19 protein-coding genes are annotated in these 21,783 nt (G+C 48.3%); 6 read left to right on the top strand and 13 right to left on the bottom strand.

Annotation, left to right across the window (positions count from 1 at the left end):
- Positions 1-19: 19 nt before the first annotated feature.
- From AB3R30_RS17405 to thiL, 3 genes are all read right to left on the bottom strand, one after another.
- On the bottom strand, positions 20-157 hold the full coding sequence (locus AB3R30_RS17405) for a hypothetical protein (protein ID WP_458650478.1): 138 nt from the start codon (positions 155-157) through the stop codon (positions 20-22).
- A 235-nt stretch (positions 158-392) separates the two neighbouring features.
- A complete protein-coding gene (locus tag AB3R30_RS17400; RefSeq protein WP_458650477.1) occupies positions 393-3,506 on the bottom strand; it encodes a UPF0182 family protein in 3,114 nt (1,037 codons plus the stop codon).
- The gene (gene thiL, locus AB3R30_RS17395) at positions 3,478-4,497 is read right to left on the bottom strand and encodes a thiamine-phosphate kinase (RefSeq protein ID WP_458650476.1); all 1,020 of its coding nucleotides are present in this window, start codon (positions 4,495-4,497) and stop codon (positions 3,478-3,480) included. Before thiL ends, AB3R30_RS17400 begins: the two co-directional genes overlap by 29 nt.
- Positions 4,498-4,746: 249 nt before the next feature.
- Here thiL and AB3R30_RS17390 point away from each other — a divergent pair, with 249 nt between their 5' ends.
- Together AB3R30_RS17390 and AB3R30_RS17385 are read left to right on the top strand one after the other, a co-directional pair.
- A complete protein-coding gene (locus tag AB3R30_RS17390; protein WP_458650475.1) occupies positions 4,747-5,877 on the top strand; it encodes a hypothetical protein in 1,131 nt (376 codons plus the stop codon).
- 34 nt (positions 5,878-5,911) lie between these two features.
- Positions 5,912-6,490, top strand: a complete 579-nt coding sequence (locus AB3R30_RS17385; RefSeq protein WP_458650474.1) for a TIGR04376 family protein — start codon at positions 5,912-5,914, stop codon at positions 6,488-6,490.
- A 79-nt stretch (positions 6,491-6,569) separates the two neighbouring features.
- On the opposite strand, the gene AB3R30_RS17380 is transcribed toward AB3R30_RS17385, so the two are convergent.
- The 6 genes from AB3R30_RS17380 to AB3R30_RS17355 form a co-directional block, all read right to left on the bottom strand.
- The gene (locus AB3R30_RS17380) at positions 6,570-7,490 is read right to left on the bottom strand and encodes an NAD(+) kinase (protein ID WP_458650473.1); all 921 of its coding nucleotides are present in this window, start codon (positions 7,488-7,490) and stop codon (positions 6,570-6,572) included.
- Positions 7,491-7,594: 104 nt separating this feature from the next.
- The gene (nuoK, locus tag AB3R30_RS17375; protein ID WP_458650472.1) at positions 7,595-7,900 is read right to left on the bottom strand and encodes an NADH-quinone oxidoreductase subunit NuoK; all 306 of its coding nucleotides are present in this window, start codon (positions 7,898-7,900) and stop codon (positions 7,595-7,597) included.
- A gap of 78 nt (positions 7,901-7,978) precedes the next feature.
- Positions 7,979-8,596 (bottom strand): NADH-quinone oxidoreductase subunit J, encoded by a 618-nt coding sequence (locus AB3R30_RS17370; RefSeq protein ID WP_458650471.1) that lies wholly within the window; start codon positions 8,594-8,596, stop codon positions 7,979-7,981.
- A 31-nt stretch (positions 8,597-8,627) separates the two neighbouring features.
- Positions 8,628-9,257, bottom strand: a complete 630-nt coding sequence (gene ndhI, locus AB3R30_RS17365; protein WP_458650495.1) for an NAD(P)H-quinone oxidoreductase subunit I — start codon at positions 9,255-9,257, stop codon at positions 8,628-8,630.
- Between the two features lie 87 nt (positions 9,258-9,344).
- Positions 9,345-10,463 (bottom strand): NADH-quinone oxidoreductase subunit NuoH, encoded by a 1,119-nt coding sequence (gene nuoH / locus AB3R30_RS17360; RefSeq protein ID WP_458650470.1) that lies wholly within the window; start codon positions 10,461-10,463, stop codon positions 9,345-9,347.
- 330 nt (positions 10,464-10,793) lie between these two features.
- Positions 10,794-11,930, bottom strand: coding sequence for a citrate synthase (locus tag AB3R30_RS17355; RefSeq protein ID WP_458650469.1), 1,137 nt, complete (start codon positions 11,928-11,930; stop codon positions 10,794-10,796).
- 352 nt (positions 11,931-12,282) lie between these two features.
- Here AB3R30_RS17355 and AB3R30_RS17350 point away from each other — a divergent pair, with 352 nt between their 5' ends.
- Positions 12,283-12,687 carry a hypothetical protein gene (locus tag AB3R30_RS17350; protein ID WP_458650468.1) on the top strand — a complete coding sequence of 135 codons (405 nt, stop codon included), beginning with the start codon at positions 12,283-12,285 and terminating at the stop codon, positions 12,685-12,687.
- A gap of 131 nt (positions 12,688-12,818) precedes the next feature.
- Here the strand turns inward: AB3R30_RS17350 and mnmE are convergent, their stop codons facing one another.
- From mnmE to AB3R30_RS17330, 4 genes are all read right to left on the bottom strand, one after another.
- Positions 12,819-14,201: a tRNA uridine-5-carboxymethylaminomethyl(34) synthesis GTPase MnmE gene (gene mnmE / locus AB3R30_RS17345; protein WP_458650467.1), complete on the bottom strand. Its 1,383-nt coding sequence runs from the start codon at positions 14,199-14,201 to the stop codon at positions 12,819-12,821.
- 390 nt (positions 14,202-14,591) lie between these two features.
- Positions 14,592-15,239, bottom strand: coding sequence for a sugar transferase (locus AB3R30_RS17340; RefSeq protein ID WP_458650466.1), 648 nt, complete (start codon positions 15,237-15,239; stop codon positions 14,592-14,594).
- Positions 15,240-15,509: 270 nt separating this feature from the next.
- Positions 15,510-16,943: a hypothetical protein gene (locus AB3R30_RS17335; RefSeq protein WP_458650465.1), complete on the bottom strand. Its 1,434-nt coding sequence runs from the start codon at positions 16,941-16,943 to the stop codon at positions 15,510-15,512.
- A 62-nt stretch (positions 16,944-17,005) separates the two neighbouring features.
- On the bottom strand, positions 17,006-18,148 hold the full coding sequence (locus tag AB3R30_RS17330) for a peptidoglycan recognition protein family protein (RefSeq protein ID WP_458650464.1): 1,143 nt from the start codon (positions 18,146-18,148) through the stop codon (positions 17,006-17,008).
- Between the two features lie 264 nt (positions 18,149-18,412).
- Here AB3R30_RS17330 and AB3R30_RS17325 point away from each other — a divergent pair, with 264 nt between their 5' ends.
- The 3 genes from AB3R30_RS17325 (at position 18,413) to AB3R30_RS17315 (ending at position 21,771) form a co-directional block, all read left to right on the top strand.
- Positions 18,413-19,603, top strand: coding sequence for a BMP family ABC transporter substrate-binding protein (locus AB3R30_RS17325; RefSeq protein WP_458650463.1), 1,191 nt, complete (start codon positions 18,413-18,415; stop codon positions 19,601-19,603).
- 1 nt (position 19,604) lies between these two features.
- Positions 19,605-20,750 carry an ABC transporter permease gene (locus AB3R30_RS17320; protein WP_458650462.1) on the top strand — a complete coding sequence of 382 codons (1,146 nt, stop codon included), beginning with the start codon at positions 19,605-19,607 and terminating at the stop codon, positions 20,748-20,750.
- A 64-nt stretch (positions 20,751-20,814) separates the two neighbouring features.
- On the top strand, positions 20,815-21,771 hold the full coding sequence (locus AB3R30_RS17315; RefSeq protein ID WP_458650461.1) for an ABC transporter permease: 957 nt from the start codon (positions 20,815-20,817) through the stop codon (positions 21,769-21,771).
- Positions 21,772-21,783 lie beyond the last annotated feature (12 nt).

Here is a 21,783-nt window from a genome sequence, read left to right as displayed (position 1 = left end):
GCAGGGAAAACTCTCAAAGTTATCTCGACCCGCGCTTTTGAACAGATGCCAGCAATAGAGGGCGAACTTGTTTCACCCATTGCTCAAAATTCAACTCAGTTTTGCTGCTGTTAGGAGCATCCGACGAGCCTTGTTGTTTCTCAGTTTGCATTTTCATAGTGGTTTAATAAATCCCTTTATTTAGTTGAAACATAAATCAGCATCTTTTGACTACCCTCAATTGGACATCTAATAGACCTCTAATGCGGAAAACGCAGCAAACGGATGCGATTAGAGAATTAGTGAAGTTGACTGTAAAAAAAATACCCTCAATCCTGATTTAGAGTTCCCAAAAAATAGCCAAACGCACGAATAAGCAACCAGTTAACCAGTATCTTTCGGGATAGATCGTGTTACTCGACTGGACGCACGATCGCCGGGATTACAGGTTTTTCTGGCTGGAAAATTGCCTTTAAAGCGGCTTCAAAACTATCCGCGATCGCGATCCGGTTTCCATACGCCACAATTACGCTAACTAAAGTGGGCAGGCTGTTCTTCTCCGCTTCCAAATAGAGCGGCTCCACGTATAGCAATGACTGCTCTATGGGCACCACTAACAGATTGCCCTGCAATGCTCGTGAGCCTTCCCGATTCCAGAGCGTGATTTTTTGGGAAATGGCTGGATCTTGATTAATCCGCGCCTCAATTTGCTCAATCCCATAGACCAATTCTCCCTTGGGAAACACATAGAGCAATTGCTTACCATAATTGGCTCCATCCGATCGCGCTGCTAGCCATGCTGTCAGGTTGGTTCGTTGACGCGGTTTATAGGGCAATAGCAAAATAAACTCTTCTGCCTTATCAGTGGTTGGTAAATTGGTAATCAAAAAGTATGGATCAACGGGCTGAGTCTCATTGCGATAAATTTCATCAGGAATTTGCCACAGGTCTTCCTGGTTATAAAACACCTTTGGATCGGTCATATGGTAGGTCATTAGCCGTTCAGACTGCACACTAAACAGATCCGCAGGATAGCGGAGATGGCTTTGAAGTGCCGCAGGCATTGCGCTAAGTGGCTTAAACAAGTGAGGAAAAATTGCCGCCCAACTTTGAATCATCGGCTCAGACGGATCAGCAATATAAAAGTTGACGGAACCGTTATAGGCATCAATCACTACTTTGACGGAATTCCGAATGTAGTTTACTGGCGGCTGGTTTGCAGTATTTGCAGGGTTAGCGGCTTGGACAAGAGGCAGACTGGGTTGGGAGTAAGGGTAGTGGTCGCTTGTGGTGTAGGCATCCAGTATCCAATACAAATAATTGGGGGTGACGACTGGGTTAGATATAGAAGTCGGGGATTGATTTTGACAGTTTAGGTTTAAGCCTTGGCACCCAATATCGGCAGTAACAATATAGGGATCATGGTCGTATTGCAAGAAAGGCGCGATCTCCCGCACCCGGTCGAGAATGTTACGGCGAAACAGCAATTTCGTTTGAGGCGTGAAATATTGAGTCAATACCATTTGCCAATCGTTGAGATATCGGGCAAACAGAAGGCGCTTCCAAAATGGAGCGATCGTCACGCCGCCCTCGCCACTATAGGTGTTGTAAACATTCTCGCTACCGCTGGGATAATCTAACTCTTGCAGCGTGCCGCCCGTCATCACATAGGTATTCGCAATCTCGCCATAATAAATGCGCGGCTGACCGATTGGAATAGTATCCCGAACGGCAGCATTCGTCGTATTGAGCGCCCCTGTTGATGTTTGGGCATTGGTGCCAATATCTTTGACAAAATAGTCCGGCAATCCGCCCGGCGCGACCTCATTCACTGGACTCATGGTAAAGCCGTAGCCGTGGGTGTAAACCAGATGTTCATTTACCCAAGTCTGCGCCTCAGCCGGAACAGCCGTGTAATCCAGTTCCCGTGCGGCGATAAATACTTGCTGTTTGGCGGGAAATTCTTTAGTTTGGCTAGATAAGGTGTAGCGATCGATATCGGCATCCGCAAAGCGATAATAAGGACGAATTTGCTGAAGTTGGCGATTGGTTGCCAGCAGGGGTCGCGTATCCCAAAGGCGAATATTCCGAATGGTCGGCTCGTTTTTTTCAATATCAGCGTAGGTTAGTTTGCCAGATGGATTAAATGTTTCTACTTGGATATTTTCTAGACCAAATGCGGCGCGGGTTAAGGAAATATTGCGACTGATAAAAGGCTGTTCACGGGTCAGTTCGTTCGGCTGAACGATGACATTTTGCACAACCACTGGCAGCAGGGTCGTCAGCGGCACCAGCAGAAAGTAGCCGCCGAATAGCGAAAAAAGCAGGGAAAATGACAAATCACCCAATGGTAAGAACAACCGATTTTTGGGCAAGCTGTAACAAAACAAAAGCAGTGCGATCGCGATCGCGAACAGCGACATGCCTAGGCAAACTGGCAAATTCACCCAAATATCGGTATAGCTGGCACCAAATGTAACTCCCTGGGTTGAATACAGTAACTCATAGCGACTTAGCCAGTATCCCAAACCCATGACCCACAGCAAACAGCCGCCTAACCCACAAAGATGGTGCTGTTGCTGCAACGAAAGTCCTGGAAAGTGCCCTTGACTCAGACTATTACCGGCTAAAAGATAAACCAAACTAACGGCAAGCAAGCTATAGGCACTTAAGCCCACTAGCCAAAACTCTAACAGTTGCCAGACTGGAAGCGAAAAGATGTAGAACCCAATATCTTTCGCAAATAATGGCTCTGTCCGCTGGAAAGGGCTGGTATGAAAAAACAGGAGAACTCGGCTCCAGTGGGCGGCTAGCACCCATCCAAATCCAACACTGAGAGCGATCGCCATGCTGTTGAGCAACAGTCGCGGAACGATCAGCAGGGCGATGACTAACGCAATCCAAACTCCAAGGCTGCCATAGGGAAGCAAAGACTCCGGTGCTAGCAGGGTTTTACTCAGGTTCCAAATCGAGGCTAGCTGAAAGCGATCGGGCACAGGGAGGACTGCTGTTGCTTGGATTGTGTTTGGTTGCCACAGAGTCCCCACTGTTTGGGCATAGTGAAACACCAGCACGGCGATCGCGCTACTCAGCCCCAACGCCAGCCCCAGCAACCCCAAAAGGGAAAGGGTTGGGGAATCAAGGGTTCTTTGCGGCGAACTACGGCTTGGTTGACGCTGTGCTAAGGGATTTGAACTGGTGGAGGGTTGCGGTTCTAAAGCCGCAGGTTTCCAATTTTTGGGAGGTTTGAATCGTTGGGCGAGCCAGAGGTTGCCTAACAGCCAAAACAGACTGATGCTAGTAACCCCAATCCCTAAAACTATTTTTGTACCCAGTCGCACCCAGAGCGCGCTGGAATAGCCGACTTCTTGAAACCATAGACTTTCAGCAACCAACTGACAGCCAATGCCCAATAGGAACCATGCGCCAATTAGCCCCACCAACAGCCATCCTAAGCGGCGCAGCAAACGGGGCGATCGCAATTTCTGGGCGATCGGGTTAATGAAAGTGCTGAAATCCTTGTTCAAAGCTCAACCGCTCATCAGGATAGGTATGACTCGCATCGACTAACCACACATCTGGCTGCGTGGTCGTTATTCCAATCATCGCACTCTGGTCTAATTGGTCAACTAATTTCACCGCTAAATCAGTAGGCAAACATAGCACTAATTCAAAATCTTCCCCACCATACAGCGCCCATTTCATCGCTTGCTTGGCACCAACCCACTGAGGTAATGCGGCTGGAATGGGAATTTGGTGGCGATCGATACGGGCACCCACGCCACTGGCGCGACAAATTTGTAAGATGGCATCGGCAAGTCCATCACTGCTGTCCATTCCGGCGATAGGGGAAGGAGTGGAGGGGGGGAGGGGGGGAGGAAAGAGCAGGGGCAAAACATCTAGGCGGGGGATGGGGTGTTGATGGGCGCGAATTAGGGTGTCGCGATCGCTCGGAGTTAGATCCTGTGCCTGGTCAGGGTGGAGCAACAGTTCTAAGCCAGCGCGTGAGGCTCCATGCATTCCCGTGACGACGATCGCTTGTCCGGGTTGGGCGGCGGCGCGGCGAATCAATCGGTTGGGGTCAGCTTGCCCAAAGGCAGTAATGGCAACGGTGGTCACGGGCGATCGCACCACATCGCCCCCCACAATCACGGTGTTGTACCGGGATAAACAGTCGGTTAACCCTTGATAGAGCCGTTCTACCCAGGCGATCGCCCGTTCTCCTGGCAATCCTAAACCCACGGTGATACCAATTGGAGTTGCGCCCATGGCTGCTAAGTCAGATAGGTTTGCGGCGGCGGCTCTCCACCCGGCATCTTCTGGACTGGTGGTGCGATCGCTAAAGTGAACCCCGTCCACCAACACATCCGTTGTGACCACTAAGGATTTTCCTGGCTGAGTCAGCAATACTGCGGCATCATCCCCCACCAAGTCAGCCGGACAAAACGCTTGCAGCCGTTTGAGTAAACTCTGTTCTCCCAATTGGCGAACGCTCAGTTCAGCGTCTAAATCCTTCATTTTGCTCCCGTTGCTGCTAGGTCTGTAACAATTCAAGACTATCCCAACCGCTTAGCATCAACTTTGTTAGATTGAATCCTTCCAAATGCGGTTTGCAGATTGAAACTTTTGAGCCATAGTTTCAGTTGCCGGGGTTGATCAAAATCATTGCTAGAATGTTGTTTTTGCTTTCAATCTAAAGACAAATCGCTCCCAAACTGATTTCCTCATCTATACTTTTGTCGAGCATTCATTTTTTACGAGCAGCCTATGTTTCAGGATGCCAGCACAAATCCAATTTTGCCAAATTCCCCCGATGTGGTTACCGAAGCTAAGTCAGAGGAAGCTACAGAGACGGGTGGGTTTTCTTCAAATTCCTATGCTGATCGCCTGATGGATGATCTGTTCCAAGATGTGGAGCAGCTTTTGCATGGAGAATCCCGACAAACTGACCCATCAACGCTAACGCGATCGCAGCCAATTGATTTACCATCTGAGCCAAGATTTGAGCCTGAAAGCGCTCCGTCTTCAGAGATGGGTTCTCCTCCTTCCTTAAGCGCTCTTGCAGAAGATCCGTCAGCAAGTTCTGCTTTGGCAACGCTGCTCAAGTCACTCGTGGTTAATCAACCGGATGAGCAAATTTCTAAAGTGCCAGAAATGCCGTCCACTATGGCGACAAGCGATGCTGCTGTAGCACCTCAAAATCGGGTCTACGATCGCCTATTGCTAGCGGTTGGCTGTGTTTCAATCGTGGTTTCGTTGGCGCTATGGTTATTTTATCAAGAATCGCGTCGTCCGCAGGTTGTGGCATCGGTGCCTGCCGCAGAAGTAGCTGCAAACCCAGTGTCTTCAGCCCAAAATCAGTTTTCAGATTATGCCCAAAAAGCGCTGCAATCGATTGATCGGCGATCGCAGCAAACGATGCCAGCACCCACAGCAACAACTACGGCAGGCGTAACGATTCCGGGAATGCCGACTGTCGCTGTGCCCAAAGCTCTAACTCCTGGCGCTATCCCACCTAGCCGGGTTGCCACCGGGCTAGAACGAGTCTATGTCCCGGTCTATCAGTTCCCCTCAAACTTTAAGCCACCGAATTCAGTCACTCCTTTGCCGACGAACGCTGCACCTTCAGCAGTTCCGCAATATGGCGCGCCTGCGCGTAAGCCAACAGCGGCAGCACCGAGTCCAATTACCCCCGGCGCTCCCCGACGGCTGGCAGGGGTGCTAGAGTTGGGCGATCGCTCGGTTGCCTTGTTTGAAATTAATGGCGTGACCCAGCGCTATGGGATTGGTGAAAGCATTGGCTCTTCTGGCTGGTCGCTGGTAGAAGTATCCAAAGAGCAGGCAATGATTCGACGCAACGGCGAAGTGCGATCGGTGTTTGTTGGGCAAAGCTTCTGAATCATCCGCTTAACTACCTTTTGGAGTCTGGATTATGGGTTTGTTTGATGATTTCAGTCAGTTTTTAGAATTGCGGCTGGAAGAATTTTTGCGCGATAATCCCCATTTGGAACTGATGGTTTTAGAAGAAAAGCTGCGGGATCAAGAAGAAGAAACGCTCAAGCTGATGACCGACTTAAAGGTAAAAGAAAAGACCTTGCAGGATGAGATTTTGGCGATCGCCCAAGAAATTCAGCTTTGGCACGCCCGCATCGAAAAAGCCAAAGCCAAAGGTCGTCTTGATCTAGCTGAACCGGCTGAAGTGCGGGAAGCTGACCTATTGCGCCAAGGCAACCAAAAATGGGGACAACTGGAAATGTTGAAAGAGCGCTTCCAGCAAACCCAAGAGTTGCAGAAAAAAGTTGAGCAGCGCCGCAAAGAAGTCCAGAAAAAAGTGACCGAGGCGCAAGTCAACCGCACCACCAATCAGGTTGGAACAGGCGATACCTCAAACTGGAGCAAAAACCCGACCTATATGAACAGCAGCGGGGGGAAAGATCCCCTGGATCAGCAGTTTAACCGCTGGGAAGCTGAGGAAGAACTAGAACAGCTAAAGCGCAACATGGGTAAGTAATATTCAGTAAACTTCATCCCAAAAGTTGCTCTTCACCTTTCTCCTCGTACTAATTCAAAACTCAAAACTCAAAACTATATTAGTTGCGATGATTGTTGCTATAGCGAATTCGCGCTCCTGCCCATTGCAGTTTTTCTTGCAGGGTTTGGTAATAGGAGTAATTTTCTCGCAGAACAATGAATCGTGCCTGAAAATCCGCCATCCGAATATCAACGCGCTGCCCTGGCCAAATAGAGGTGGCTAATACGCCATCCATCCAAAGTTTGTTGGAAAGTTCTAGGTCGGCTAATGGCCAAATGCTGATGACACAGCCAGCCGGAATGACAATGGGGCGACTAGAGAGGCTCAGCGGACAAATGGGCGTAATGGTGATGGAATCTAGCCCTGGGTGAATAATCGGTCCATTGGCGGCGACGGTGTAGCAGGTGGAGCCAGTTGGGGTAGAGACAAGCAGACCATCGCCTTGATATTGATCGACCACTTCTCCATCGATTTCCATTTCCAAAATGGAGGTGATCATGCGATCAGCGGAAGCAGGTTTAACGCACATTTCGTTGAGGGCGAGGTAGCGATCGCTGACTGCCTCCCGATCAATCCGATTTCCTTCAAACACGGATGCTTGCAACATCATGCGCTGTTGAATGGCATAGCGATCGCCCAACAGACGATCCCACACGGCTTCAGAATTTACAAAGTCTTCTAAAGGTTCAGTGAGAAATCCTAAATGCCCCCCAGCATTAATTGCCAAAATGGGGATGCGATCGGCTGCCAGATGCCGCGCTGCCGTCAAAGCGGCTCCATCGCCCCCCAAGACTACGGCAAAGTCAATCGGCTGAGTGGCAGATGCCAAAAAAACTGGATAGGGGTTATCTTTGGCTCCCGTTGGACCCAACATCACATGACAACCCCGTTTTTCTAGTTGACGGGCACACTGTTCTGCCCAGCGCTTACTAACTGGGTCGCCAGACTTATGAGCAATAATGACCTGCTTGAGTTGCACGCTTCTAAAAGTTAAGGGCAGTAGGGGGTTAGTGGATAGTCTTTAGGCAAGGACTGATCAACATTGAACCACACTGCACTGCTTGTCCTGAAAAAATCGAAACGTTACCACTTCAATAGGTTGAACTGCTCCATGTCCACTGTGTCGCGATTGCGATAAATTGCCAGCACGATCGCTAACCCAATAGCTGCCTCAGCCGCCGCGATCGCAATCACAAATATCGTAAACACTTGTCCTTTAACGTCTAACGGATCGAGGAAATTAGAGAATGCCATCAGGTTCAGGTTGACCGCATTCAGCATTAGCTCAACCGACATCAACACCCGGACTGCATTTCGGCTATTGATCAGTCCATAAATGCCAATGCAAAATAAAGCAGCAGCCACAATGAGAAAGTACTGAAGTTGCATGAGTCCTCACCAATCAAAAATAATCAAAAATAACTCTGGGACAAGTTCTCACAGATCCTTGCCCCGTCTCTTGCCCAGTTATTTAGACTGACTTCCAGGATTGGTGCCAGCCGAAGTTAATTCGCGTGGACGTTCTGGCAAAGTCAGCATTGTTTGCTGCAAATTTGCCTCCTCAAGATCGGGTAGAAATTCGCGACGGGCTAACACGATCGCGCCAATCAGCGCCATCAACAGCAGCACAGATGCCAATTCAAACGGCAGCAAGAAATCTGTAAAGAAATGCTTGCCGATGACCACAATAGAACCGGATGGAACCGTCGCTTCCGTAGAAATTGCCCAAGGAGTCGCCAGTACCATAGTGCTTAACAACCCAAACAACCCCACACAAACCACCGCCGTTGCACTTTTACGAATCCAAGCTTGAGGAACGGGTGTAAAGTCTTCGCGTTTATTCACTAACATAATGGCGAAAATAATCAACACATTCACCGCACCCACATAGACCAACACCTGCGCCATTGCCACAAAGTCGGCATTGAGCAACAGATACAGCCCTGCTGCACTAATAAAGGCTCCTGCCAGCAAAAAAGCTGAATATACCACATTGGACAACAACACTACGCCCAAAGCTGCCCCAAGCATCATTGCAGCTAGCAAGCCGAATGATACAATCTGAACCCCTTCCGCTAAATTCACAATCCTTATCTCCTTCAGATTTCGCTTTTAGCTATTCCTTGTTACCGATGTCCTCTGGTGCCCGATCTTGCGCCAAATCTTGCACCTGATCTTGTGCCAAAATCTCTTCTGGACGCTGACCAGCACGACGAGCATTCGCAGGCAAATCATGAGGTTCCATTACGCCCTTGGGTAAGTAGACAAACTCCCGCAGAGCCGTCACCATTGGATCATTCGTTACTTTATAGGGCAGGCGACCCAATGCCACATTGTCATAATTTAGCTCGTGGCGATCGTAGGTCGATAACTCATACTCTTCAGTCATGGAAAGGCAATTAGTCGGGCAATATTCCACACAATTTCCGCAAAAAATGCATACTCCAAAATCAATACTGTAGTGACGAAGCTGCTTTTTCTTGCTCACTGGATTGAATTCCCAATCCACCACAGGTAGATTAATCGGGCAAACTCGCACACAGACTTCGCAAGAAATACATTTATCAAACTCAAAGTGAATTCGTCCCCGAAAGCGCTCAGAGGGAATCAACTTTTCGTAGGGATATTGAATGGTTACGGGGCGACGCTGCATATGATCAAACGTGACGGCTAGCCCTTGACCAATATATTTCGCGGCTTGCACAGTTTCTTTTGCGTAATCGCCAACTTGCTTTAAAAATTTCAGCATGGTCATTGCCAGTATGAAGTTGCAAATATTGATATTGAACGCTGAACAATGAGTTTCGAGAAGTATTTAAACAACCCCTCATCATCAGCCACCAAATGCCCCAGGAAAGGCAATTTTGAGCGCCGCAGTGACCAATAGATTCACCAACGAAAGGGGTAGAAGAAACTTCCAACCTAAATCGAGTAATTGATCAATCCGCACACGGGGCACTGTCCAACGCAGCAAAATTGCTGTAAAAACTAAAAAGTAAGCTTTTAGGAGAGTCATTGTGATGCCAAGAGACGCACCAACGATCTCTAGCCAAGCATTTGTTTCGCTCACTCCTAGCCAGTTTGCAACTAAGGCAGTAGGAATGGGGAGTTCCCAGCCGCCAAGATAGAGAATTGCAACCATTAGGGCAGAAAGTACTAAGTTCACGTAAGAACCGAGATAGAACAAAGCAAATTTCATGCCTGAATACTCCGTTTGGTATCCAGCGACTAATTCTTCTTCTGCTTCGGGCAAATCGAATGGAATCCGTTCGCATTCCGCTAGGGCAGCAATCCAAAAAATCACAAAGCCAATCGGTTGTCGCCAAATGTTCCAGCCCAAAATGCCGTAGCCTGATTGTTGATTCACAATGTCAATCGTGCTAAGTGAGTTAGACATCAGCACGATCGCCATCACCGCCAAAGCCAGCGGAATCTCATAGCTAATTGATTGAGCCGCAGCCCGCAGCCCACCTAACAAAGAGTATTTGTTGTTAGAAGCATAGCCCGACATCAGCAATCCAATCGGCACCACACTAGACAGAGCAATCCAAACAAATATACCCATGCCGACGTTTGTAACAATCAGATTTTGCCCAAACGGAACGATTAGGTAAGAAAGAAATACTGGAATCACAACAATAACCGGACCCAGCGTAAACAGCAGGGGGTCTGCTTTGGCGGGCACCGTATCTTCCTTGAAAATCAGCTTAAGCCCGTCTGCCACCGGAGCGAGAACGCCCAATGGACCAATGAATTCTGGACCTACTCGTTGTTGAACTGCTGCGGAAATTTTTCGTTCTAACCAAACCGACACTAAAACGCCGACTGTTGCACCAATAATCATGAGCAACATTGGCAATGGCATCCAAACGGTTTTTGCTGCGCCAGCGGGCAGTCCCAAGTCCATCAAGGACTGAATGAATGTTTGCTGTAAATCAATCCCTTGATCCATGTCTTCACCAGGACTCTTGCGCCTTTAGTATACACTCTCGTAAAAGCGTACAGGATTTGAAGTAGAAGGGAAAAGTATAGGAACAATTCGATGCTGAAGAATGGAAAATGCTGAGTGCTGAGTTTCCCCTTACCTCTCGCCCCTTGCCTCACAAATAGAGAAACCCCCCAAGGCGATGCACCTGGGGGGTTGGAGTTCCTGAAAATCGTCACTCTGCATAGTGTGGCAAGGGACGGAAGGAAAAGGAAGAGGGCTGTGACCCATCATTGATGTGCTTTTGTATCAAAACAATGCGGCAACTGAAGGGCGATCGCTGACTCCATCTCCCTGCTACCGTTCATTAATAGAGACATAGGGAGCAGCGTGAGTGCCAGTATAAATTTGGGTAGGACGAAAGATCCGATTTTCATTAAGCTGCTCTTTCCAATGGGCTAGCCACCCTGCAATTCGCGAAACCGCAAATACTGGAGTAAATAAATCGGTGGGAATCCCCAATTTGCGATAAACCAAACCAGAGTAGTAATCCACATTGGCATGAATGCCTTTGTGCCCCATCTTTTCGTTCACCACGCGCTCAAGCGCTACAGCCACGTCATAAAACTGATCCATGCCATATTTCTCAAAAAGCTGTTCTGCTAAATCTTGCAAAATAATGGCGCGGGGGTCTTTCACTTTATAGACGCGGTGCCCAAAGCCCATGATTTTAGATTTCGTTTCAATGCAATGATCCACATAAGCGCGAACATTTTCCACAGAGCCAATTTCTTCCAGCATCGATATAACTTCCTCATTGGCTCCCCCGTGCAGAGGACCCGCTAAGGTGCCCACAGCCGACGCGACTACTGCGTAGGGGTCAGTTAGGGTAGAAGCCGTGACCATTGCCGAAAAGGTAGACGCATTAATCGTGTGTTCGGCGTGAAGAATCAGGCAGACATCCAGAATTTGGGCAGCAAAGGGATCGGGTTCTTTCTCGTTTAACATATAGAGAAAGTTTGCAGAATAGCCTAAATCATCGCGAGGCTGAACAGGATCGTTGCCCTTTCGCATCAATTGAAAGGCTGCCACCATCGTGGGGATTTTTGCCAATAGGCGAATCACCGCCGCATTAATATACGCAGGATCATCGAGCGCACGACGGGAATAGAACAAGCCCAGTGCTGCTGCACAGGCTTGCAATGCATCCATGGGATGCCCCCCTTCGGGAAAGCATTTCATCATGTCTCGAATGCGATATTTCAAACGACGATGATGACGAATTTCGTGTTCAAAACTTTCAAGCTCTGCTTGCGTAGGCAGCCTTCCCCAAATTAATAGATAAGCTGTTTCTACAAAGTTGCTTTTCTGGGCTAACTCTTCAACCGGAATCCCTCGATATTCCAGGATTCCTCGCTGTCCATCAACAAAACTAATACTCGATTGTGTTGCAGGGATGCCTTCTAACCCTGCCCGGTATTCGCAGACTGTCATGGTTCTAGAATTGCTCTTGAAGAATGTCAATTTAAGGTATCTGATCGCTGGCAAGAAATCTGTATTTTGAAATCCAGTTATCTTGTTTCGGTTTCAGATATTTTCTGTAGGACGAAGTGTCTTATCAGAAATTCATCATAAACGTCTGCTTCAATAAATATTGATTTTGCACACCATTATTTGTAAATAGTTTGTCTCTCTCGTGAAATGTAGTTAGTATTTAGCTAGAAGCTTTCAGTTTTTGAAAAGGTTTCAATTGTCAATATTGTTAAGCCAGCGATCGCCCTCTTGCGTCTGGAACGTGCCAGGAGGAAGGTTATGCGGCTTTTTATTTTATTAAGCTAGGAGTTTTATGACCCAAAAACGCGTTCGTCGGCGATCGCAGTCCAATCCACGGTTCAATCCAACAGTTGAGCAAGCCGCTTCAAGACCTCAACCCGCTGCCCCACCACGAGAACGGCGCAATCTTGAATGGGGGGAACGCTGGAGTCCAGACTTTACCCGCAGCCCTTTAGCTAGCATGATTGAGCAAGATGCACCGCTGAGAAGCAATAATACGCTTGTGTTAATGTATGACCCATTTCAAGCAGAAATGGCAACAGGTAACCAAGGCGTTGCATCCTGGCTGCGAGATTGCATTCGCAAACATGGTATCCCCAGTTTGATTCGGTTTGATTATCGCCAGAAAGCTCAAATCTTTCGTCGCGACCAATTTCAATCTTGGTTAGAGCCATTGCTGAATAAAACTGCACGCTAAGTAGTTAGACGAAATCAATTACACAGCAAAGTGGCTGAGAAGCTAGATTTACCCGAAGCTGGTGTGAAAATAATTCTGTCGGACTACTTAACACGATCACTAAAAGGTTTAAGAATTATTTGATTTAACTGTTATTTGCCAATACAAAAGCGGCTAAATACTTGGTCGAGAACCGATTCTGTGATTTCTTCGCCCAACATTTGCCCCAAGGTATGAATTGCACTGCGGAGATCGATCGTCCAAAAGTCTAGAGGCAGTTGGGCGGCGATCGCTTCTAGGACGTGTTGCAATGACTGTTTTGCTTGTATGAGAGTGGCAGCTTGCCGTTGGTTAATCGCTAGGTCAAGGTTGGCAGCTTGCAGCGTTCCTGTTTGAACGGTTGCGAGAATTGCTGTTTCGAGGGCATCGATTCCTTGATTTAAGGCGGCGGCGGTGAAAATAGTTTTAAGTTTTAAGTTTTGAGTTTTGAGTGGGGAGTGTTCCTGCGACTCGATTAAATCGGTTTTGTTGATGACTAGGATTAATGGACGATCGCAGACTTGGGTATAAATTTCCTGATCGGCATCTGTCCAGCCGTCTTTTGCGTCGATAGTTAAAAGAACTAAATCGGCGGATTGAGCGGCGGTGCGCGATCGCTCTACGCCAATTTTTTCCACTTTATCTTCGGTGTCGCGAATGCCTGCGGTATCCAATACTTGAATCGGAATGCCGCCGACCACAAGATTGGATTCCACAACATCGCGAGTGGTGCCAGGAAGATCGGTAACAATGGCGCGATCGCTGCGGCTCCAGGCATTGAGCAAACTGGATTTGCCGACATTTGGGCGACCCACGATCGCCACCTTTAAACCCATGCGGATCAGTTCTCCGCGATCGGCGGTTGCCAAAATCTGGTCTAATTCGTCTAGCACTTGTTGGAGGCGCGCTTGGATTTCCCCTTCATTCAGCGGCGGCAAATCTTCTTCAAAATCGACTCGCGCTTCAATTTCCGCCAGAATATCGATGCAAGTTGTCCGAAGTTGGCGGATGGGGTTGGCAAGCTTTCCTTGCAGTCCGGCTAGGGCAAACTGAGCCGCTTGGGGCGATCGCGCACCCACCAAGTCAGAAATACTTTCTGCCTGAGTTAAATCTAGCCGCCCGTTCAAAAAAGCTTTTAGGGTAAATTCTCCGGGCTGCGCCAATCTTGCGCCCTCAGCGATCGCCAATTGCAGCACTTGCTGGACTGCAATGATGCCGCCGTGACAGTGAAATTCGATCACATCTTCACGGGTATAGGAGCGGGGAGCCAGCATAATCAACAACAGCGCTTCATCCACCACTTGCTGGGTTTCAGGATGGCGAATATAGCCGTAGAGAATGCGATGGCTTGACCAAGATTGCTGACCGGGCGCATGAAATAAGGTACGAGCGATCGCCATTGCTCGATCACCCGATAGCCGCACAATCCCAACACTGCCCTGCTCTGGCACAATTGCAGTCGCGATCGCGGCGATCGTGTCCCCCAAAACAGTCATGCTCTCCGCCTTGAACGAAACTACCTCTTCATAATCTCAGGATAATCTCAGGCTTCAAAAAAAATGTCTGAATTAGTTTATTGCTAAAGCGCTATTGAGTGGATGAGTGGATGAGTGGATGAGTCGGAGAATGAGAGGAAAAGTGGCTACCCCTCTACTTCTCTACCCCTCTACTTCTCTACCCCTCTACTCCAAGGGCACAAAATTTCGTTCACCCCTAACCTATTCATCCGTTGCTATATTCGGCGTTTAAGGCTAAACAAAAAAGAGTGGGGCAGCCTTCTAGACTGTCTCCCACTCTCGCCCCAGTAAGATTACTGAGTTAGTTAGCTTAAAATATCTTTTGAACATAGGCAGGCACAGCGCTCAATCACATGCATGACCTGTGACCTAAAATGCACCTTTTTTAGCTAGAACAACTAACACCGTTTTCAGAATTAATTGCAGATCGTAAAGAAGTGACCACTTCGCTTGGTAGGCTACATCCATTGCCACGATCGCTTCAAAGTCCAACACAGTTGATCGCCCGTTTGCTTGCCATTCACCTGTGATTCCAGGCTTGACATTCAGACGCTCCCAGTGGTGCCGTTTATATGCCATTGCCTCATCAATCGTGGGCGGACGGGTGCCTACTAAACTCATGTCGCCTTTCAATACATTCCAAAATTGTGGAAGTTCATCTAGGCTCGTTTTGCGTAAAAATCTACCAACACGAGTCACTCTAGGGTCGTTGCGATTTTTAAAGATGCCGCCTTTGGCTTCGTTATGAACTAAATGTTTTAACTGATCCGCATCTACAACCATGGAGCGAAATTTCCAAATTTTGAAAGTTTTGCCTTGGTATCCGCACCGAAGTTGGCTATAAAAAAGCGGACCAGGATTATCAAATTGGGTCGCGATCGCCACTGGAATTGCAACCATTGCAGTGATCATTAGCCCAATTAAAGCACCTGTAATATCAATCAAGCGCTTAATGCCGCTCTTAACAGAAGGATGCACCACGGAAGGACAATCTTGAACTTCTCTGATTAATGACAAAGAGAAGTGACTTGCTTGTTCTAACAGGACAGATTTAACGATTGATGAATTAGTAGTAATCACGGTCATTGCCTGCACAAGGAGAAGAAATTGGCTTGCCTTGTGACAACCATACGTAATTACGCTGAACGCACCTAGTAAAAGTTAGAGCGTTTGCCTAATCTTTGAAGTGGCATCGCTTATTTAAAGTTCTGATGTTTTTCTGACTAAATACAGCTTATTTTTTAGTGCAAGTAAATTTTTAGTGTAAATAAGGATAAATTGTGGAAGCTAACCTTTTTTGTGAAAGCCTGCAAAGATTTTGGGCAGATAAAGGCATCCTTTTTCACACTCAGCCAGTGAACTGGAGAGCGATCGCGCCGCATCTGGTTTTGCAGATGACTGCATTTTTCCAGTCAGACGAGCTAAGTCAGCGCTGATATACCTCGCAACAATCGCAGCCCCATGACGATTTAGATGACTGGGATCAGCAAAATACTTGTTTGAATCCAGCTTTTGCTGCAAGGTCAGATCTTTGAATGTAAATCGCCATGACCGTTCAAACCGTTTCATTTCCCTGCGAAATTGATCTTCATAGGCAAATCGCGCTGAATCTAAATAGGTTTGCGTTAGCGGAAGATTGACAAACACCAGCGGAATTTTCTGTTTATTTGCAAAAGCTGCTACTCGCTCCAAGGCGTTGATTTGCTGACCCGCTAGGGCAAATCTGAGATAGTCAGCATCGTAGTAACCCGACACTTTGGGAAATCGCTGAAAGTAAGTTTTAGGGTTAAATTGCGTGTTAACCACTTGAAAGCCTAGCCTTTCAAAGGCTGTCATCGAGGGCATCAATGGCGAGGGCGAAGAACTCCCGGCGCGGATTGTCACTTTTGCACTTTGCTGGCATCGTGCGCCTTGTATTGCATTCAATCGCATTTCCTGGGTAGGAGTTGAGATAGATTTGGGTTGAGAGGTCAAGTGCAGCGGCAGCCCATCCATACAAATTTGCCCAACTTCTAGCCCGCTCCTTTGGGGAATGGTGGGGCGAGTTCCAGCGTTGAGCGCTTGATAGCCTTGGGACGCACGAATTTTGTTGAAGGTTTGGTCAATCCGACCGCTGTTGAACGCGCGTGCCCCATCTGCCCAAACAATCAGACGCGGCAATTGATCGGCGGTGAGGACTTGCTGTAGCAGCCAGTCTACAACCTGTGCGGTGGCACCATTAATCCCAAAGTTGAAGATTTTTAGGTTGGGATAGCCGCGTTGAGTGAGGGCTTGCTGAAGAGCGATCGGATCGACTCCTTGCAGGGCGCGAGAACTGCCCACAATCAAAATATCGGGTTTGCCAAATTGGGCTATGTAGCGAGTGTAAAGCTGGAGTTGGCGATCGAGTTGCCGGCTATTAAACGAAGGATAAGAGTAAGGGAATAAGGGGCTTTGGGCTGGAGCGATCGCGCCTGCCGGGGAAACTGGAAGTTGAGTTGGCAGCGGAATTTCCCAAGGGATTGTTTCACGAATCGCACCCTTGGGGAATCGCCCGCTTGGTGGCTCAAGTTTAATTTCCACGACGACATCGCCCGGTGCAGGGGTTGCTGATTTGGCAATAGGCGCGATCGCGCTGATCACGATCGCGCTGATCAAAATAGGAGAGACCAATAAACCAAACGTTGCCCGGTTAACCCAGCCCATATAAAACTTGAGAACGTAGTAACTCAAGTCAACCATAGCGCTCTTTAACTATGCAATCGTTTGCAATCAAAATTGCCTAAACTAATTGCCTAAACTGCTCAGTTTTGCTGGGATGGGCGACTGACCTGTTTAGCTTGCTGAATCGGCTGCTTAAGCCTATGAGTGGCTTGAGGCACCGCGCAGGTTATGGGGATTTCAACTGTTTTTGGATAAGTCTGCATTAGCTGAAAAAAACGTGACCCGCTAAAGTTTCTAGGGTCCATCCGCTGCCCTGAGCGATCAACAGCTTTGTGAGTAGTAATTCGATCATCGGATACGCCCGTTTTAGAAACGATCCAGGCAAGAGATTGATACTGCTCGATTGTGTAGCCGCTGTGAGTTGGGGCGTTTGTGTTGCCATCGGGTGGGCTTTCTAGGGCGACATGGTAGGCAAAGTTATTGACAGATGGTGGAAATTTAGGATGGGTTTTAACCGCTTCTGCTGCGCCATTGACCCCAAAGAAGATGGAATTGCCAGCGCCATAGGCTCGTTTGTCGGGAGGAACAAGATACAAAACGGTGCCATCTCGCTGGATTAATGTGTGATAGCTTGCCTGGTTATTTTCCTTGAGGTGTCGAGTGCGAAAAAAATTTAAGGTGCCGCTAGCAGAACCCACAGTTTCATGCAGCACGACCAGCGGAGGCAGAAGCGCAGGGTTGCCATTTACGTCTTTGAAATAGCGATCGCCGTAGTTGGTGGGATCGATCAAAAAAACGGCTTCTCGCGGCTGATAGCTAGATAGAGCGCGGCTGCTGCTGAGGGGATCACCGGGGGCGATCGCGGCAATCGTTCGGCGAAAGCGCTCCAACTCAACTGATCCCAAAGGGCGCTGAGCCATTGAATTAGAGGAGCGGCTCAATCTAGCAGCTTGACCCAATTCTGGCTGTAATGCACAGGCTAAGGGGTTGATGGCTTGACTGATTTTAGTTTGCCTGATTTTTTTAGCTGGGCTAATTTTGGGAACTGCCGGGGTCGCTTTTGGAGGCTGATTCTTTACAGATTGTAACCTTGCCTGGGCGATCGGCTTCACCTGTGGGGGCTTCACTAGTGGGGGCTTCACTAGTGGTTTAATAGGGGCAGACTGATGGACAATAGGAGATTCAAATTCAGTACGTTGAGCCTGTCCTGTTGCCACAGCAATCACTAACGTTACGACACAGAGCGTTATTAGCAGGGTAACAGTGAACAGATTTCGTCTCACAATTAACAATTGCCTCGCAAGTTAAACAGAAAAATCAAGCTTTGGAATACAATAGCCGCTCTCTTATCAAAGATAAACATTTACCAAGCGTTAAATTTGCATTCTGCCTCAGTGTTGTTTTGGATACATTCCAAAAATTTATTTTCAAATACGCTGACAAAATATTCTTGAAACCTTTATAGTCAGCACTCTACGGTTCCTCGTTCCTCTTCATTCTATTTGTGTCTTTAGTTTCATGTCAGTCATCAAGGAGATTTTTGCAGAGTGAGTAATCGATATATCTATGTTCCCCGCCGTCAGGTGATTCGAGGGCTTCTAGCCACTGCCGCATTTGGGGCATCCTCAAAGCTCTGGACTGGGTGTTCGTCTTCTCCAACCGATACCGCTAGCCCAGGCGGGGGTGGCGCTAGCCCAGATGCAGGCAAACCGATCACGATTGGTTTTATTTATAACGCTCCTAAAGATGACTATGGCTGGAACCAAGCTCATGCAGCCGGTGCTGCTGCGATCGCCAGTATTCCCGGCATCAAAATTATTGAGCAAGAGAGTGTTCCTGAAACCAAAGAGGTGCAGGAAGTCATGCGAAACATGATTGATCAAGATGGAGCCACTGTCGTGATTCCGACCTCGTTTGGTTACTTTGAACCTCATGTATTAGAAGTGGCTAAAGCCTATCCAGACGTACAGTTTCTACACTGCGGTACGCTTTGGAAAGAAGGCATAGCCAAAAATATCGGCAGCTTTTTTGCCCTAGTCGATGAAGGTCAATATCTTGCCGGACGGATGGCAGCCCAAGCCAGCCAAGGAGGCAAAATTGGCTTCGTGGGTGCGAAACCGATTAATCCTGTGCTGCGAAACATTAATAGCTTCATGTTAGGGGCACGCAGCGTTAAGCCGGATATCAAAATGCAGGTCATTTTTACGGGTGACTGGTCGCTGCCAGTAAAAGAAGCTGACGCTACCAACTCCCTTGCCGATCAAGGCTTTGATGTGATTGCTGTGCATGTCGATAGTCCTAAAGTGGTGATTGAAACGGCAGAGAAGCGTGGGCTATTGTCCAGCGGTTTTCACTCTGACCAGTCGGCTTTGGCACCCAAAGGATATCTGACTGGAACGATGTATAACTGGGGCACAATTTATAAAAATTATGTAGAGCTTTTCAAAGCGGGTAAGACGCTGATGAATGGCGGCGTTCAGCCTCAATATATTGGCGGCATTGCAGAAGACTACATTGGTTTAGCAACGTTTGGTCCAGCAGTGACTGAGCCGATCAAAACAGATATAGAGGCAGCAAAAGCAAAGCTGGTTGATGGGTCAGCCGTTGTTTATAAGGGTGCCATTAAAGATAATGCAGGCGCAGTCCAAATTCCTGCGGGTAAGACCTATAAGGTGACGGCTCCTGAATTGACCAAAATGAATTGGTTAGCTGAAGGCGTTTCTGGAAAGACAAGTTGATATGGCACTCAGTCGTTCCAACTGGCGATCGCGAGCAGAATCGGTTGTCATTCCGCTGGGGGCACTCCTAGTTGCTCTCGTTTTGTTTGGCATCTTTTGCATGTTTGGCGGCAAAAATCCCTTTGCGGTGTACAGTGCGATCTTTAGAACCGCATTTGGAAGCTGGAATGCTTTTCAAGGAACCCTGTTGCGGGCTTCTCCATTGATGCTCACTGCACTGTGTACTGCCCTACCCGCACGCTTAGGGCTAATGGTGATTGGGAATGAAGGAGCTTTGGTTTTGGGTGGATTGGGGGCAGCGGCAGCGGGGCTAATTTTGTCCCATGGCAGTATCACGCCTAATCCAACTCAACTGCAAGCTACTCTGGGCTTGGCTCCGATTGTGGTGCAGATTGGCATGGCGCTTGCTGGGATTGTTGCTGGAGGCATCTGGATTGCGATCGTCGGCGCATTACGTCATTACCGGGCGGTGAATGAAACGATTAGCAGTTTGCTGATGAATTATATTGCGATCGCTCTCCTCAACCATCTAGTGGAAGGTCCCTGGAAAGATCCTTCTTCTTTGAATAAGCCTTCAAGTTTCCCAATTCCAGAACTGTATCGGCTGGGAAATATTGGCTCGACTCGCATCCACTATGGGCTGATTTATGGATTAGTAGCCTGTGCGATCGCCTATTTTTTGATTCAGCACACCACCTTTGGATTTGCCGCTCGCACGGCTGGCGGTAATGTTAAAGCGGCTCGAATTGCTGGATTGCCTGTGGGTCAACTGACGATCATTATCTGCTTCTTGGCTGGTTCCTGTGCGGGGCTAGCTGGCATGGTTGAGGTGGCAGCCGTTCAAGGACAGGCAAATGCCTCGATCGTCGCTGGCTATGGCTATGCGGGCATACTGGTTGCGTTTATCGCTCGATATAATGCCTTGGCAGCCGCAGTAGTAGCAATTCTACTGGGGGGAATCATCAACAGCGGCGGCGCACTCCAGCGATCATTTGGGATGCCCGATGCCACGGTTCTCGTGTTTCAAGGGTTGGTCTTCTTGGTCGTTTTGTACAGTGAATCGCTGTATGGGCGCTTCAAAATCTTTAAGGAACCAGAGACTCCCCTGCCTCCGCCTCCTGTGCCATCAGCGGCGTTTCCTGTCTAGCGTTTTAGTGATTAGCGCATCGCGTTTATTGTTTCAAGCAGTTTGATTTGGAGACACTCATTCAATGGCAGCAGAAGCACTCGGTTGGTGGGGGGTTCCATTGGGCATCTTGGCAGGCACCCTGCGAGGCAGCGCGCCCTTCCTGTTTGTGAGTTTGGGGGAATGCCTGACTGAGAAAAGCGGCAAGATTAACCTCGGTCTAGAAGGAACTCTGCTCACCGGTGCCATGAGCGCCTATGCTATTTCTTATCTGGCATCCGATAAATGGGGCATTCCAACGACTATTTCCCCTTGGCTGGGTGTGCTAGTGGCGGGTTGCGCTGGCATGATTTTGGGCTTTATCCATGCCTGGTTGTCTCAGCAGCCTAAGGTGAACGATATTGCAGTTGGCATTGCCATGATTATTTTTGGCAGCGGCATTGCCTTTTTCTTTGGCAAAGCGTTTATTCAACCGAAAGCACCGCAGTTGCCGACGATCGATTTGGGTAATTGGAGTACGATGCCAGCGCTTCAGTCTGCTCTCAAAATTAGCCCCCTATTTATCTTTGGGGTTTTACTTGCGCCTTTAATGGCATGGTTCTTTAACTCGACCCGGTGGGGTTTATTTGTGCGGGCAGTGGGCGACAGTCCCGATGCAGCTTTGGCAATGGGAGTTTCTATCAAGCGGGTGCGAATGCTGTGCATCATTGCAGGCAGCTTTTTGGCAGGAATCGGGGGAGCCTGTTTGTCCCTTTACTATCCAGGGCTATGGTCAGAGAGTATTTCTAGCGGTCAGGGTTTAATGGCAGTGGCACTCGTCATTTTTGCCCGATGGAACCCGATTCAATGTCTCTGGGCATCATTATTCTTTGGGGGGGCGCAAGCGATCGGTCCAGCCCTGCAATCGGTTGGAGTCGATCAAGGGCGTTATTTGTTTAATGCCATGCCCTATATTTTGACCCTGCTGATTATGATTATCACCTGTTCGCCTAAAAAGACTCTATCAGGCGCTCCAGGCGCGTTGGGCACAATTAACGGCTAAGAGGCATTCATA

The sequence above is a fragment of the Sivoneniella epilithica UHCC 1019 genome (genome assembly GCF_040830845.1).
In the GTDB taxonomy this organism is placed as follows: Bacteria; Cyanobacteriota; Cyanobacteriia; order Leptolyngbyales; family Leptolyngbyaceae; genus ULC077BIN1.
Note: the sequence above shows the minus strand (reverse complement) of the source record. Positions and strands in the feature narration are given on the sequence as shown.

Excerpts from the sequence above, each read along its gene's own strand:
- AB3R30_RS17355 (WP_458650469.1), bottom strand. The coding sequence starts at position 11,930 with ATGACAGTCTGCGAATACCGGGCAGGGTTAGAAGGCATCCCTGCAACA.
- AB3R30_RS17385 (WP_458650474.1), top strand. The coding sequence starts at position 5,912 with ATGGGTTTGTTTGATGATTTCAGTCAGTTTTTAGAATTGCGGCTGGAA.
- nuoH (WP_458650470.1), bottom strand. The coding sequence starts at position 10,463 with ATGGATCAAGGGATTGATTTACAGCAAACATTCATTCAGTCCTTGATG.
- AB3R30_RS17320 (WP_458650462.1), top strand. The coding sequence starts at position 19,605 with ATGGCACTCAGTCGTTCCAACTGGCGATCGCGAGCAGAATCGGTTGTC.
- mnmE (WP_458650467.1), bottom strand. The coding sequence starts at position 14,201 with ATGACTGTTTTGGGGGACACGATCGCCGCGATCGCGACTGCAATTGTG.
- nuoK (WP_458650472.1), bottom strand. The coding sequence starts at position 7,900 with ATGCAACTTCAGTACTTTCTCATTGTGGCTGCTGCTTTATTTTGCATT.
- AB3R30_RS17390 (WP_458650475.1), top strand. The coding sequence starts at position 4,747 with ATGTTTCAGGATGCCAGCACAAATCCAATTTTGCCAAATTCCCCCGAT.
- thiL (WP_458650476.1), bottom strand. The coding sequence starts at position 4,497 with ATGAAGGATTTAGACGCTGAACTGAGCGTTCGCCAATTGGGAGAACAG.
- AB3R30_RS17405 (WP_458650478.1), bottom strand. The coding sequence starts at position 157 with ATGAAAATGCAAACTGAGAAACAACAAGGCTCGTCGGATGCTCCTAAC.
- AB3R30_RS17335 (WP_458650465.1), bottom strand. The coding sequence starts at position 16,943 with ATGGTTGACTTGAGTTACTACGTTCTCAAGTTTTATATGGGCTGGGTT.
- AB3R30_RS17315 (WP_458650461.1), top strand. The coding sequence starts at position 20,815 with ATGGCAGCAGAAGCACTCGGTTGGTGGGGGGTTCCATTGGGCATCTTG.
- AB3R30_RS17350 (WP_458650468.1), top strand. The coding sequence starts at position 12,283 with ATGACCCAAAAACGCGTTCGTCGGCGATCGCAGTCCAATCCACGGTTC.